The 14,158-nt window shown below is 53.6% G+C and carries 13 protein-coding genes and 1 riboswitch; of the genes, 12 read left to right on the forward strand and 1 reads right to left on the reverse strand.

The genetic code is table 11. The features are described from left to right. Window positions 1-131 precede the first annotated feature (131 nt). From M467_RS17715 to gcvH, 6 genes are all read left to right on the forward strand, one after another. Complete coding sequence (locus tag M467_RS17715) at window positions 132-2,543, forward strand: 3-hydroxyacyl-CoA dehydrogenase/enoyl-CoA hydratase family protein (RefSeq protein ID WP_021065483.1); 2,412 nt, start codon at window positions 132-134, stop codon at window positions 2,541-2,543. 19 nt (window positions 2,544-2,562) lie between these two features. Beyond that, window positions 2,563-3,735 carry an acetyl-CoA C-acetyltransferase gene (locus tag M467_RS17720; RefSeq protein WP_021065484.1) on the forward strand — a complete coding sequence of 391 codons (1,173 nt, stop codon included), beginning with the start codon at window positions 2,563-2,565 and terminating at the stop codon, window positions 3,733-3,735. Between the two features lie 13 nt (window positions 3,736-3,748). Continuing rightward, on the forward strand, window positions 3,749-5,533 hold the full coding sequence (locus M467_RS17725; RefSeq protein WP_021065485.1) for an acyl-CoA dehydrogenase family protein: 1,785 nt from the start codon (window positions 3,749-3,751) through the stop codon (window positions 5,531-5,533). An 87-nt stretch (window positions 5,534-5,620) separates the two neighbouring features. Next, a complete protein-coding gene (locus tag M467_RS17730) occupies window positions 5,621-6,349 on the forward strand; it encodes a hypothetical protein (RefSeq protein ID WP_021065486.1) in 729 nt (242 codons plus the stop codon). A gap of 45 nt (window positions 6,350-6,394) precedes the next feature. Further along, window positions 6,395-6,757: an arsenate reductase family protein gene (locus M467_RS17735; protein WP_021065487.1), complete on the forward strand. Its 363-nt coding sequence runs from the start codon at window positions 6,395-6,397 to the stop codon at window positions 6,755-6,757. A 39-nt stretch (window positions 6,758-6,796) separates the two neighbouring features. Next, window positions 6,797-7,180, forward strand: coding sequence for a glycine cleavage system protein GcvH (gcvH, locus tag M467_RS17740; protein WP_021065488.1), 384 nt, complete (start codon window positions 6,797-6,799; stop codon window positions 7,178-7,180). A 42-nt stretch (window positions 7,181-7,222) separates the two neighbouring features. Here gcvH and M467_RS17745 read toward each other — a convergent pair whose 3' ends face one another. Beyond that, complete coding sequence (locus tag M467_RS17745; protein ID WP_021065489.1) at window positions 7,223-8,275, reverse strand: PTS sugar transporter subunit IIC; 1,053 nt, start codon at window positions 8,273-8,275, stop codon at window positions 7,223-7,225. A 187-nt stretch (window positions 8,276-8,462) separates the two neighbouring features. On the opposite strand from M467_RS17745, the gene M467_RS17750 reads away from it, so the two are divergent. The 6 genes from M467_RS17750 (at window position 8,463) to sufC (ending at window position 14,151) form a co-directional block, all read left to right on the forward strand. Beyond that, window positions 8,463-8,720, forward strand: coding sequence for a thioredoxin family protein (locus tag M467_RS17750; protein WP_021065490.1), 258 nt, complete (start codon window positions 8,463-8,465; stop codon window positions 8,718-8,720). A gap of 453 nt (window positions 8,721-9,173) precedes the next feature. Continuing rightward, a riboswitch (SAM riboswitch) is annotated at window positions 9,174-9,279 on the forward strand. A 77-nt stretch (window positions 9,280-9,356) separates the two neighbouring features. Continuing rightward, entirely contained in the window at window positions 9,357-10,385 is a 1,029-nt protein-coding gene (locus tag M467_RS17755; protein WP_021065491.1) for a methionine ABC transporter ATP-binding protein, read from the forward strand. Continuing rightward, window positions 10,375-11,037, forward strand: a complete 663-nt coding sequence (locus tag M467_RS17760) for a methionine ABC transporter permease (protein WP_021065492.1) — start codon at window positions 10,375-10,377, stop codon at window positions 11,035-11,037. Before M467_RS17755 ends, M467_RS17760 begins: the two co-directional genes overlap by 11 nt. A gap of 30 nt (window positions 11,038-11,067) precedes the next feature. Further along, entirely contained in the window at window positions 11,068-11,901 is an 834-nt protein-coding gene (locus M467_RS17765; protein ID WP_021065493.1) for a MetQ/NlpA family ABC transporter substrate-binding protein, read from the forward strand. Between the two features lie 101 nt (window positions 11,902-12,002). Further along, on the forward strand, window positions 12,003-13,217 hold the full coding sequence (locus tag M467_RS17770) for an MDR family MFS transporter (RefSeq protein WP_021065494.1): 1,215 nt from the start codon (window positions 12,003-12,005) through the stop codon (window positions 13,215-13,217). Between the two features lie 172 nt (window positions 13,218-13,389). Next, on the forward strand, window positions 13,390-14,151 hold the full coding sequence (gene sufC / locus M467_RS17775; RefSeq protein ID WP_087576453.1) for a Fe-S cluster assembly ATPase SufC: 762 nt from the start codon (window positions 13,390-13,392) through the stop codon (window positions 14,149-14,151). Window positions 14,152-14,158: the final 7 nt, after the last annotated feature.

Raw genomic sequence — 14,158 nt, forward strand, 5'->3', positions numbered from 1 at the left:
CGAATTTGAAAAATGAACGCTTGCGAATGAATTGTCATTCATTTATGATAGAAGAGTAAACACGATGGTGATTGCGATTTTTTTTACGCTTGAAATGAATCACTATTCATTCTCATTGAGGGGGGAACAATATGACGAGTCACATCGAACAATCAGCCGACCTCCGTTTGACGAGCAATATCCGTTTTGCGGTCGTCATCGGTTCAGGAGTAATGGGGGCGGGGATTGCGGCTCACTTGGCGAACGCGGGGATTCGTTCGCTCATGCTCGACATCGTACCACGTGAATTGACGGCGAAAGAAGAAGCGAAAGGGCTCACGCTCGAATCACCAGAAGTGCGGAACCGCATCGCTTCCGAGAACCGTCAGAAGCTATTGAAACAAAACCCGGCACCACTCGCGACAGCGGAGCACTTGAACTTCATCGACGTGGGGAACTTAGAAGATGATCTCGAGCGCTTGAAGGAAGCGGACTGGGTCATCGAGGTCGTCGTCGAACGGCTCGACGTGAAACAACAGCTGTTCGAGAAAATCGTTCCTTACATCCGTGAAGACGCGATTCTCAGCTCGAACACGTCTGGTATCTCGATCGAGGCGATGGCGAGCGTATTGCCGGAAGGCTTGAAGACACGTTTCCTCGGAACACACTTCTTCAACCCGCCACGTTATTTGAAACTGCTCGAACTCATCCCGACGGAGCAGACGGCACGTCCGGTCATCGATTTCATGGCCCGCTTCGCGGAGGACCGTCTCGGGAAAGGCGTCGTCGAGGCGAAAGACACACCGAACTTCATCGGTAACCGCATCGGTACGTACGGACTCCTCGTCACGTTCGAAGAGATGCTCAAGCAGAACGCCTCGATTGGCGAGATGGACTCGATCACCGGACCGCTCATCGGCCGGCCAAAATCGGCGACATTCCGTACGCTCGACGTCGTCGGCATCGATACGTTCGTCCACGTCGCTGGTAACGTCTATGAGACACTCGACGCAGGTGAAGAGAAGGACACGTTCGACGTCCCAACTGAAATGAAGACGCTCGTCGAGAGGGGCTGGATCGGTCAAAAGGCCGGACAAGGCTTCTATAAGAAAGACGGCAGAGTCATCCAAGAACTCAACCTTCACACATTCGAGTACGAGCAATTGAAAGCGATTACAGGCCCAGAGCTCGATCAAATCAAATCGCTCCCGGGCTCGAAAGCGAAGTTGAAAGGTGCCATCTTGAACAAAGGACGCATCGGACAACTGCTCTGGCCGGTCACGGCGAAGACGCTCGTCTACTCGGCTCGTCTCACAGGCGAAATCAGTGATTCGATCGTCGCTATCGATGACGCGATGAAGTGGGGCTTCGGCTGGAAGTTCGGACCGTTCGAGACGTGGGACGCACTCGGTGTCGAGAAATCGGTCGCCCGCATGAAAGCGGAAGGTTATGACGTCCCGGCGTGGATCGACGAGATGCTCGCTGCCGGACACACATCTTTCTATAAGGGAGACCAGTATTACGACCAAGCGTCACAGACGTACGTTGAGAAGACCGTCAACCCGAAAGAAGTGAAACTCGCGCCGCTCGCCAAATCGAACGGCATCGTGCTCGAGAACGGTGGGGCCCGCCTCATCGATATCGGAGACGACGTCGTCGCCCTCGAGTTCACGTCACCGAACAACGCGATCGGTGTCGATATCATGCAGATGATTGAACAGTCAATTGACCTCGTCGAGACAGACTTCAAAGGACTCGTCCTCGCCAACGACGGCAAGAACTTCTGTGTCGGCGCCAACCTCGCGATGATGCTCATGGAAGCGGAAGACGAGAACTGGTACGAACTCGACTGGATCATCAACAAGTTCCAACAAGTCGTCCAGAAGATTCGCTATGCGGGTCGCCCGGTCGTCGTCGCGCCTTACGGCATGACGCTCGGCGGTGGGACAGAAATCAGCTTGCCGGCCGCACGCATGCAGGCGGCGCTCGAGACATATATGGGTCTCGTCGAAGTCGGTGTCGGCCTCATCCCAGGTGGGGGCGGAAACGTCAACACGTACCGTCGACTCCTCGAGCAGACGCCGAAGTCGATGCAAAACATCGAGAAAGCGGCGCAACAGACGTTTGAAAACATTGCCATGGCGAAAGTATCGAAGTCGGCCTATGACGCGAAAGCGCTCGGCTATCACCGTCCGGTCGACGGCATCTCGATGAACCGCGACCACTTGACGTTCGATGCGAAACAGACGGTACTCGGTCTCGCTGACGGCTATACGGCACCGGTTCGTGAGAAGTTGCCGGTCGTCGGTCAAACGGGGAAAGCGACGCTCGAACTCGCGGCGTACGAGATGTTCTACGGTGGCTATATCTCTGAACACGATTTGAAGATTGCGAAAAAACTTGCCCACGTCATCAGCGGCGGCGATTTGGCATACGGCACGATGGTCGACGAGCAGTACTTCCTCGACATCGAGCGCGAGGCGTTCCTAAGCCTCATCGGGGAACCAAAATCGCAGCAACGGATGCAACATATGCTCGTCAAAGGCAAGCCACTTCGGAACTGACAAAAGGGGGACTTAACAGATGAGAGAAGCAGTCATCGTGGCCGGCGCACGAACGCCGGTCGGAAAAGCAAAACGCGGTTCGTTCCGAAATGTTCGCTCGGACGAACTCGCGGGTCATGCGATTAAAGCGACGCTCGAGCGGTCTGGCTACACGGGACCAATCGACGACGTCATCATGGGATGCGCCATGCCGGAAGCGGAACAAGGGATGAACATCGCCCGCTACGCGGCCGTCCGGGGCGGCTTGTCGCACGAAGTACCAGCCATCACGATCAACCGTTATTGCTCGTCAGGTCTGCAAGCCATCGCCGACGCGGCAGCGAAAATCATGATCGGCCAAGCGACGGCGGTCATCGCCGGCGGTATGGAATCGATGAGTCTCGTCCCAATGGGCGGACACGTCATCCGTCCGAACCCGACGATCATGGAGACGGCTCCGGAATACTATATGAGCATGGGCCACACGGCAGAACGTGTCGCGGCCGAATATAACATCTCGCGCGAAGACCAAGACTTGTTCGCGATCGACAGCCACCAAAAAGCGGCGGCGGCGATTGCGGGCGGCAAGTTCGAAGAAGAGATCGTCCCGGTCACGGTCGTCGAGCAAGTGCTCGGCGAAGACGGGAAAGTCGCGGAACGTGAATTCGTCGTCAAACATGACGAAGGCGTCCGTGCCGACTCGACGCTCGAGGCGCTCGGTAAACTGCGCCCGGCGTTTAAAATTAAGGGTTCAGTGACGGCGGGGAACGCGTCACAAGTGTCAGACGGCGCAGCGGCCGTGCTCGTCATGGAGCGCGAAGAAGCCGAACGTCAAGGCTTGAAACCGATGGCGAAATTCCTCTCGTTCGCGGTCGGCGGTGTCCGTCCGGAAGTGATGGGAATCGGGCCAGTCGTCGCCATTCCGAAAGCACTCGAGATGGCCGGCGTGAAGCTCGAAGAAGTCGGATTGTTTGAATTGAACGAGGCGTTCGCGAGCCAATCGCTCGGCGTCATCCGTGAACTCGGGATCGACCCGTCGAAAGTGAACGTCAATGGCGGCGCGATCGCTCTCGGGCATCCGCTCGGTTGCACGGGCGCGAAACTCGCGGTCTCGATCTTGCATGAGATGAAACGACGCAATGAAAAGTATGGGGTTGTGACGATGTGCATCGGTGGCGGTATGGGTGCTGCTGGCGTCTTCGAATTACTATAAGGGGGAATTGACAATGGAACGTACAGAACACGAATTGATTAAAGGCGGTAGCTTCGTCATCGACGCACTCGACGCGGATCGTTTGTTCACACCGGAAGACTTCTCAGATGAGCACAAAATGATTGGCGACACGACGGCGAGCTTCGTCGACGACCGTGTCATGCCTGTCCTTGGACGCATCGAGAAACACGAGTTCGATCTCTCGGTCGAACTGTTGAAAGAAGCGGGCGAGCTCGGCCTCCTCGGCGCGGACGTGCCAGAAGAGTATGGCGGTTATCAGCTCGATAAAATCTCGTCATCGATCATCACAGAGCGATTCGCCAAAGCGCGTTCATTCGCCCTCAGCTACGGCGCCCACGTCGGCATCGGGACGCTCCCGATCGTCTTCTTCGGGACAGAAGAGCAAAAGCATAAGTACTTGCCGAAACTCGCAACTGGCGAATGGATTGCCGCCTACGCGCTCACAGAGCCAGGCTCAGGCTCGGACGCGCTCGGTGCGAAAGCGACGGCCGTCTTGAACGAGGCCGGCACACACTACGTCTTGAACGGGGAGAAACAATGGATCACGAACGCTGGTTTCGCGAACGTGTTCGTCGTCTACGCGAAAATCGACGGCGACAAGTTCAGCGCCTTCATCGTCGAGCGTGAATTCAAAGGTGTCTCGACAGGCGCCGAAGAACAGAAGATGGGCATTAAAGGCTCATCGACACGGACGCTCATCTTAGAAGACGTCGAAGTCCCAGTCGACAACCTCCTCGGAGAAATCGGCAAAGGTCACGTCATCGCCTTCAACATCTTGAACGTCGGTCGTTACAAACTTGCGGTCGGTGCGGTCGGTTCGTCGAAACGTGCGTTCGATCTTTCGGTCCAGTACGCGAACGAGCGCAAACAGTTCAAGACACCGATCAGTCAGTTCCCGCTCATCCAAGAGAAACTCGCGACGATGGCTGCGAACATTTATGCGATGGAGAGCTCGGTCTACCGGACGGGCGGTCTGTTCCAAGACAGCCTCGACGCGCTGGGCGACGACAACATGCGTGACGGTTCGAAAGTTGCCCAAGCCATTGCCGAATACGCGATTGAATGTTCACTCAACAAAGTGTTCGCCTCGGAGACGTTTGACTACGTCGTCGACGAAGCGGTTCAAATCCACGGCGGCTACGGCTTCATGACTGAATATGAAGTCGAGAACTTGTACCGTGACTCACGCATCAACCGCATCTTCGAAGGAACGAACGAAATCAACCGCTTAATCGTACCGAGCACGCTTCTTAAGAAAGCGATGAAAGGCGACTTGCCGCTTCTCGCCGAAGCACAGAAGCTCCAGAAAGAGCTCATGAGCTACATGCCACAAGAACTTGACGGTACGCCGCTCGCACGTGAGAAGATGCTTCTGTCGAACATGAAGAAAATCAACTTGATGATTGCCGGAACTGCCGTCCAGAAATATCAGCAGGCCCTCCAAAACGAGCAAGAGATCCTCGCGAAGATTGCCGACATCATCAGCGCCATCTATGCGCTTGAAGCGGCCATCGCACGGACGGAGAAAGCCATCGCTCGCACAGGCGCTGAGAAGAACCAGCAGAAAGTCCGCTATACAGAAATCTTCGCCGAGCAAGTGTTCAAGCAAGTCGAACTCATGGCGAAAGAAGTCTTGTATGCGGCCGCATCGGGCGACGAGCAGCGCATGCTCTTGTCGGCGATGAAGAAGTTCAGCCGCTATCAGCCGATCAACGTCATCGGCACGAAGCGCGAAGTCGCAGCGAGCCTCATCAAAGCGAACAAGTTCATCGTATAAGCAAGCGAGAGAAAGGGTGGCCGGACGCGGTCGGCCCTTTCTTTTTGCTGTCTGCGGACGATACAATGGACGAAGGAGGGGATACGCATGAAACGAGATGACTTATTAGAACGGATGGATGCAATCGGCCGCTCGGTCGCCAAGCATGAGGGCACGCTCATGCTCCTCGCGCTCGGTTCAATTGGACTTGAGATGGATCGGCTCGACGACTATTCGGACCTCGATTTCTTTTTGATCGTCGAGGACGGGCATAAGGCCCGCTTCATCGACAATTTGGACTGGCTCGCGGTCGAGCCGTTGGCGTACCAGTTCCAAAACACGAAAGACGGGCACAAGGTCATGTATGAGGACGGCATTTACGCCGAGTTCGCCGTGTTCGAGATCGTAGAGATGCCTGGAATCGCTTATACACCGGGTCGTGTCGTTTGGCAGCGTGACGAGGCGCTCGATACGTTTGCGACGCCGAAGCTTGTCACACGCCCTTCAGACGCCGCACATCGCTACGAGGAAGCGCTGACGAACCTATACGTCGGACTGCTCCGGGAACGGCGCGGTGAACAGCTCGCTGGCTTCGAACTCATTCAAGTCGCGGCTGTCAACAACGTGTTAATCGCGTACGGGGAGACGAGCGACCCGTTCAACCCGACGCGACGGGTCGAAGGGACACATCCGGAGCTCGTCGCACGTCTACAGGAGTGGTTACCCGGTTACGGAAAATCGGTCGAGGCGGCCGCAGCCATCCTCCGCCACATCGAGGCGCACCACTCGGTCAATCCGGCGCTCAAGCAAGAGATTGTGCGCTTGCTTGAAACGTGAACCGACGAATCGGAATATGCTACAGTAACAGGAGAGGTGATGAACATGGTGACACTATATGGCTATCCGCCATGCAGTACGTGTAAAAAAGCAGAGAAGTGGTTGAAAGAGAACGGCATCGACTATACATATATCCATATCGTCGAGGCGACGCCGTCGAAAGACGAGTTGGCTGAACTATGGAAACAGTCGGGTCTCCCGCTTAAAAAATTCTTCAATACGAGCGGCCAAGTGTATCGGAACGAAGGCATCAAAGACAAGCTACCAAATCTATCAGAAGACGAACAACTCGAGCTTCTTGCGAGCAATGGTATGCTTTTAAAGCGCCCAATCGTGACAGATGGTCAAAAATCAACTGTCGGATTTTCAGAAAAGTCGTTTACAGACGTTTGGGGCGAAGTGCTATAATACTCGTGTGAGTCTAATTCATTTGAGGGGGAAGTTAAGATGAGCAAAGTACCTGCCAATCTACGTTATTCAAAAGAGCACGAATGGGTGGAAGTGAATGGAAGCGTCGCCCGCATCGGGATCACGGATTTCGCACAAAGCGAACTAGGGGATATCGTCTTTGTCGAACTTCCTGAAGTCGGTGGCACGATCTTACTCGATGAGCCATTCGGTTCGGTTGAATCGGTCAAGACCGTATCAGAGCTTTACGCACCGATCTCTGGGAAAATCACAGCAGTGAACGAATCACTTGCCGATTCACCAGAACTCGTCAACGAAGCACCGTTTGAAGGCGCTTGGATGATCGAAGTCGAGTTGAACGACGCGTCTGACGTCGACAAGCTCATGTCAGCCGAAGAATACGAAGCGATGATTCAAGGCTAAACAAAACCCGGTTTCTCTTTACGAGAAGCCGGGTCTTTTTGATTAATCGAAGTCGAGACGGTAATGATCAGGCTGGATGAGCGACGTCCGGTTGAACAACCGATAGAACAGAATCCCGAGTGCGATTGGGATGAGCCCGAACAAGACGACGACGAGCATGACGTTCCAGAGCGCGAATCCTCCCGGCATCAAATGTAAGGCGTTGACCGGACCGATGAGACCGGAGACGCCGAAACCGGCACTGATCGGTGTGCCTTCGATTCGAAGGATCCCGGCGAGTGCTCCGAGGATGGCTGCATTGGCGAGCACCGGTAGCATCATGATTGGACGACGGACGAAGTTGGCCATTTGAATCTTCGGTGAGCCGAGGAAGTGGGCGATTGACGTTCCGGTCGCATTCATCTGCCAGCCGGCGATGGCGAGACCGAAGCCGGCGGCGACGACGCCAAGGTTGGCGGCCCCGGCAGCGACACCAGACAGGCTGATGGCTGTAGCGATCCCGACCGTCGAGATTGGCGAGACGATGATGAGCGAGAACGCCATCGCGATCAACATGCCCATCACGATCGGTTGCAGTTCCGTCATCGTCATGATGATTGTTCCGACGTACGTCGTGATCTGTGAGATGTAAGTGAGCAGGAACGCCCCGATGCCTCCAGCGACGACGATGACCGTCATCGGCAAGACGAGCACCGTGTATGTCTTCAAGCGTGGCGACAACTGCATGACGAGAAACGTCGCGAGAGCGGCCGTCACACCGGCCGTGATGACGTCACCGATTCCGGCCATGAGGAATGTGCCTTCCTCGACGCGGATGGCGCCACTTCCGACCTGGGTCGCGATGCCGATCGTCCCGGCCTCGAGCGCCGAGCGTCCGAACTGCATGGCGACGGCGACACCGATGATGACCGGTAAGAGGCGCATCGCAATCGTCGTCGCATCTAAGATGAACTGCAAGGACGGAAAATACGGCAAGATGGCTTTCGTTAATTCACCGAGCAAAGCGCTCGGGATGAGGGCGATGAGAATGGCAAGACTGAGGCCGTTCAAGACGTTCATTAAAAATTGTTTTCCGGTAAGCTTCTCTTCCGTCATTGGGGATTCACCTGTCCTTTTCCACTGGTTTGCTGTTATGTACAAAAGCGATAAAGTTAATGACCATACTATGCCTCTTTCTGCCGAGCGTCAACAAAAAATGTTGAAATGTTCAGAATTTTCCATTTGAGCACAACTTTTGAACCGACTGGCCCGGATTCATATACTTAGAAGAGAGGTGAGCAAAATGATGACAGACGGATTCTTATATATATACGCCCCAATGTGCGGTACATGCGCCGTGGCCGAGCGGATGCTCTCGGTTGTCGAGGCGGTCGACCCAGAATTGAAGATTGAAAAACGCGATGCCAACTTTATCCCGAACGAGCTCGAGGCGTATCAGGTCATGAGCGTTCCGGCGCTATTGAAGCTGGAGAATGGCCAAGTTCGCGATCGTTTGTACGCGTTTCAAAACGTCCAGCACGTCCTATCTTTCGTTAAATGAGATAGGATGATTAGAATAATCTGAAAATTTTAAATAATCAGTTGACACAGAAAGTTCACGAATGATATATTCATTACAACATCTTACTTGAACACAACATAGGACGAGATTTTCCCGTCATCAAGACGTTTTCGAACAACCGCTGCATGAGCTTACGCGATTTCAGGTGGACCTTCCCTTCGATTGTCCCCCAAAAAAATCAAGCGTCGGGGCACCGGTCGCGTAATTGCATGGTCCGTTCGAAGACCGAGTGATGGTTGGGTAAAAATCCCCCATATAAGGATGAATGCTCTGATCGGGCAAAAGAGGTTCATCTATGGGTTGTCCTTCAGTGACTCAAGGTGCTACGTTCTGTGTCATCCTCGGATGGCACCTTTTTTTATTTTGCTGAAAAAAATAGTTTGACATGAAAATAATGTGTCGCTATGATAAAGCTAATCAAATACGCAACCACTCTTATCAAGAGAGGCTGAGGGACTGGCCCTATGACGCCCAGCAACCGCGGAGCAATCCGAAATGGTGCTAATTCCAGCAAGGTGTATACCTTGGAAGATGAGAGCAATCGTTGTCCGTACGATAAAGTACGCACGTTTGCTCAAACGTGCGTACTTTTTTTGTTGTCAGGAGGGAAATGGATTGATTCAATTACGCAATGTGGCCAAATGGTTCGACACGAAAAACGGTCGGGTCCAGGCGGTCGATGATGTGTCGCTTACTATCGAAAGCGGCGAAATTTTTGGAATAATCGGATATTCAGGGGCGGGGAAGTCGACGCTCATCCGCTTGCTCAACCGACTCGAGGCACCGTCAAGCGGTGAAATCGTGGTCGCCGGCAGCGAGCTGACGAAGCTCACGCCGAAGGAACTGCGCGGGGTACGTAAAAACGTCTCGATGGTGTTCCAACACTTCAACTTGTTATGGTCGCGCACAGTCGCTGAGAACATCAGCTTCCCGCTCGAGCTCATCGGGGTACCGGCGAGCGAGCGCAAACGCCGCGTCCAAGAACTCGTCGAGCTCGTCGGCCTCGCCGGACGAGAAGATAGCTATCCGTCACAACTATCAGGCGGCCAAAAGCAGCGAGTCGGGATAGCCCGTGCGCTCGCTACGAATCCAGAAGTGCTCCTCTGCGATGAAGCGACGAGCGCACTCGACCCGAAGACGACGGATTCGATTCTCGAACTGCTCGTCAGCATCAACAAGAAACTCGGTTTGACAATCGTCCTCATCACCCATGAGATGCACGTCATCCAAAAGATTTGTCACCGTGTCGCCGTCATGGAGGCCGGAAAGGTCGTCGAGACCGGACAAGTCGCCGACGTGTTCCAACATCCGGAACAGCCGATCACGAAAGAGTTCGTCAAGCAGATCGGCGCGGTCGAAGACATGTCGCTCACATTCGAACATTTGAAAGCTCGTTATCCGAGCGGTCAAATCGTCAAGCTCAAATTCTTGAACGAGACGGCCGAACAACCGATTCTGTCGGAAGTGTTGAAGCAGCATGACATCGGCTTCAACATCATCGGCGGGAACGTGACGCAGTCACAAGTCGGTGCCCTCGGGACATTATTCATCCAATTGATCGGAGAGCCGGCTGAAGTCGAGCGGGCCATCGCCTCAATCCGATCACAGGCAGTGGAAGTGGAGGTAGAAAGCGATGTTTCCTAATGTAGATTGGCAAGTCATGTTAGAACAGACGTGGGAGACGCTCTATATGACGCTCGTCGCCGGAGCCGCGACGTTCGTCATCGGTCTCGCCCTCGGGATGCTCCTATATGTCACAAACGAGCCGCTCATGATGAAGAACCGTCCGATTTACACGGTCATCAGTGCGGTCGTCAACATCTTCCGGTCAATCCCGTTCATCATTTTGATTATCTTGCTCATCCCGTTCACGCTACTCGTCGTCGGGACGATGCTCGGGTCAACGGCAGCACTGCCGGCACTTATCATCGGTGCGGCCCCGTTCTATGCGCGGATGGTCGAGCTCGCGCTTCGCGAAGTCGACCGCGGCGTCATCGAGGCGGCTGAATCGATGGGTGCGACAAAATGGCAGATCGTCTATAAAGTATTGTTCCCAGAAGCATTGCCGGCCATCGTGTCAGGCATCACGGTCACGATTGTCGCGATCGTCGGTTACACGGCGATGGCAGGGGTCGTCGGCGGTGGAGGACTCGGGAACTTGGCGTTCCTTGAAGGCTTCCAGCGTTCACAAAGTGACGTCACGTTCGTCGCGACCGTCTTAATCTTGGTCATCGTCTTCGTCATTCAGTTCATCGGCGATCGACTCGTATCTGTAATTGATAAGCGTTCTGCTTAATCTAAATAGAAAATTTGGAGGGGTTTTATAATGAAATCATGGAAAACAGTACTCGGTTTAACGGCAGCTTCAGCACTTACGATTCTCGCGGCTTGTGGCGGTGGGGATTCAGAATCAGGTTCAGGCGATGACAAGACACTCGTCGTCGGCGCATCAAACGTCCCGCACGCTGAGATTTTAGAGCACGTCCAAGACGAATACGAAGAGAAGGGCTATACGCTCGAAATCAAAAAGTTCCAAGACTACGTCCTCCCGAACAAGACGCTCGCAGACGGGGAGTTGGACGCGAACTACTTCCAACACGAGCCGTACCTCGAGTCGCAAATGGCTGAAAACAAAGACTACAAATTCGCTTCAGCCGGCGGCGTTCACATCGAGCCGATCGGTGTGTACTCGAAAGACTACGCGTCACTCGATGAGCTTCCAGAAGGCGCTGAAATCATCATGAGTTCGTCGGTCGCTGACCACGGACGTATCCTCACGATGCTTCAATCTGAAGGGTTGCTCACACTCGCAGACGGCAAGACAACGGACGCGACGGTTTCAGACATCGTCGACAACCCGAAAAACTTGGAGTTCAAGACGGACGTCGAAGCGGCACTTCTCCCGCAAGCGTTCAACAACGGTGAAGGGGACGCGGTCCTCATCAACACGAACTACGCGATTGATGCCGGCCTCAACCCACTCGAAGACGCAATCGCTCTCGAAGGTGAAGATTCACCTTACGTCAACTTGATCGTCACACGTGAAGGCGACGAAGATGATGAGCGCGTCAAAGCACTCCTTGAAGTCCTCACGTCAGAAGAGACACAACAGTGGATCTTGGATGAGTACAAAGGTGCGGTCGTACCGGTCAAACAATAATTTCGTCAAGGCCCGGGCTATCCCGGGCCTTTTTTATTTGGAGTAGTTTTGGTTCACCAATAGAAGTACACTACATATATGTAGGAAAAGGGGGGATCCGGATGAACATACGACACATTCATCCGCTGACGCTGGGTGTCTTGTTTGGCACATTTTTTGCCCGGCTGTCGACATTTTTTGTTATGCCGTTTTTTGCGATTTATCTCGCGACGCTCGGTTTCTCGGCGAGTGTCATCGGGACGGTGTTCGCCATCTCGGCGCTATCGGGTCTGTTCATGAGCTTTTTCGGGGGAACGCTGTCTGACCGGTACGGGCGCAAACAGTTGATGCTGATCGGCATCGTCTTGAACGCCTTGACGTTCAGCGGCTTCGCGCTCGTGACAGAATTATTTTGGTTTTACATATTTTCGGTACTCATGGGTGTGTCGCGGTCGTTCCTCGAACCGGCGTCTCGCGCGCTCATCAGCGATACGACGCAGCCGGACCAGCGCGTCATCGTCTATAACGTCCGCTACTTTTTAATCAATATCGCGGCGGCGATTGGGCCATTGCTCGCGGTCGTCTTGTCGCTCACCGGCGCAAAGAGCGCCTTCTTCGTCGTGACGGGCGTTTACGTGATGTACGGACTCGTCATTTCGACGCTGTTCCGAAAGTATCCGTTCGAGGAAGGGGACGGCGTCAAAGTCCGGCCGCGCTTGACGGAGACGTTCCGTGTGTTACAACAAGATAAGACGTTCCGCTTCGTCATCATCGGGATGATTTTTGCCATCATCGGCTATAGTCAGTTCAATGCGACGTTGCCACAGTTCATCGCTTTCCATGACGGATTCAGTGACGGCTCGCGTTTGTTCGCCTATCTATTGACGGTCAATGCGATCACCGTCCTTGTCGTCCAATATCCGATTATGCGATTCGGGATGCGGGTCTCACCGATCAAGTCACTCTTCTTCGGTGTCGCCACGCTGTCGTCGGGACTCCTCCTGATCGGCTTCGCGACCGAGACGTGGATTTTATTCGTCGCGATGGTCATCTTCACGGTCGGCGAGGTGCTCATGTTCACGATGACGGACGTGTTGACGGACGAATTGGCACCGGCCCATCTGCGCGGGACGTATTTCGGGGCGATGGGGTTGACGGCGCTCGGTCAGACGATTGGCCCCGTCATCGGAGGAGTGTTGCTTGATGGATTCGACAATGCAGCGTTGCCAGTGTTTGGAAGCTTGGCCGTATTGACGGCGTGTGGCGCCTTCTTCTTCACCGGCGCCTTGAAAGAACGGAAAGCAAGTTTGGCGTTAACCGAGGAAAAAGTTGGATAATGTCTTGATTTCCCGATATTCTCATTCTCAACATTTATGTTTTATTGAGAATGAATAATAAGGTGAGTCGCTTGAAATAAAAAATTGCCTAGATTAAGATTAGAATATATCTAATCTACGCCAAAAATGGCGAGAAAACGGAAGGGGTATCCGAATGTCTAACGTACCACACATGAAAATTGATGACCTCCGCGTCTCAATCGAAGGAAAAGAGATCGTCAAAGGTCTTAATCTTGAAATTAAAGGTGGCGAAATTCACGCCATCATGGGTCCTAACGGGACGGGTAAATCAACACTCGCATCGGCACTTATGGGTCATCCATTGTATGAAGTAACAGGCGGAAGCGTCGATTTGAACGGTGAAGACGTACTCGAGATGGAAGTCGACGAGCGCGCGCAAGCCGGAATGTTCCTCGCGATGCAGTATCCTGCTGAAATCAGTGGTGTCACGAATGCCGATTTCTTGCGTTCAGCAATCAACTCGCGCCGTGAAGAAGGCCAAGAAATCTCGCTCATGAAGTTCATCCGTGAACTCGATGCGAAGATGGACGTCCTTGAAATCCCTTCAGCAATGGCACACCGCTATTTAAACGAAGGTTTCTCAGGCGGAGAGAAAAAACGTAACGAGATTCTTCAGATGATGATGATCAAACCGAACATCGCCATCCTCGATGAGATTGACTCAGGTCTTGACATCGATGCGCTCAAAGTCGTCGCGAAAGGCGTCAACGAAATGCGCAACGAAGAGTTCGGCTGCTTGATCATCACGCACTATCAACGTCTCCTCAACTATATCGAGCCAGACTTTGTTCACATCATGATGGACGGAAAAATCGTCATGTCAGGTGGCAAAGAGCTTGCACAACGACTCGAAGCAGAAGGTTACGACTGGGTGAAGCAAGATCTTGGAATGACAGTAGACACAGAAGCGTAAGGAGGCT

The organism is Exiguobacterium chiriqhucha RW-2 (assembly GCF_000416965.1).
Lineage (GTDB): Bacteria > Bacillota > Bacilli > Exiguobacteriales > Exiguobacteriaceae > Exiguobacterium > Exiguobacterium chiriqhucha.

Bases quoted from the DNA above. Each gene is read 5' to 3' on its own strand.
- M467_RS17750 (WP_021065490.1), top strand. From the start codon at position 8,463: ATGATGACAGACGGATTCTTATATATATACGCCCCAATGTGCGGTACA.
- M467_RS17715 (WP_021065483.1), top strand. From the start codon at position 132: ATGACGAGTCACATCGAACAATCAGCCGACCTCCGTTTGACGAGCAAT.
- M467_RS17720 (WP_021065484.1), top strand. From the start codon at position 2,563: ATGAGAGAAGCAGTCATCGTGGCCGGCGCACGAACGCCGGTCGGAAAA.
- sufC (WP_087576453.1), top strand. From the start codon at position 13,390: ATGAAAATTGATGACCTCCGCGTCTCAATCGAAGGAAAAGAGATCGTC.
- M467_RS17770 (WP_021065494.1), top strand. From the start codon at position 12,003: ATGAACATACGACACATTCATCCGCTGACGCTGGGTGTCTTGTTTGGC.
- M467_RS17725 (WP_021065485.1), top strand. From the start codon at position 3,749: ATGGAACGTACAGAACACGAATTGATTAAAGGCGGTAGCTTCGTCATC.
- gcvH (WP_021065488.1), top strand. From the start codon at position 6,797: ATGAGCAAAGTACCTGCCAATCTACGTTATTCAAAAGAGCACGAATGG.
- M467_RS17765 (WP_021065493.1), top strand. From the start codon at position 11,068: ATGAAATCATGGAAAACAGTACTCGGTTTAACGGCAGCTTCAGCACTT.
- M467_RS17730 (WP_021065486.1), top strand. From the start codon at position 5,621: ATGAAACGAGATGACTTATTAGAACGGATGGATGCAATCGGCCGCTCG.
- M467_RS17745 (WP_021065489.1), bottom strand. From the start codon at position 8,275: ATGACGGAAGAGAAGCTTACCGGAAAACAATTTTTAATGAACGTCTTG.
- M467_RS17735 (WP_021065487.1), top strand. From the start codon at position 6,395: ATGGTGACACTATATGGCTATCCGCCATGCAGTACGTGTAAAAAAGCA.
- M467_RS17760 (WP_021065492.1), top strand. From the start codon at position 10,375: ATGTTTCCTAATGTAGATTGGCAAGTCATGTTAGAACAGACGTGGGAG.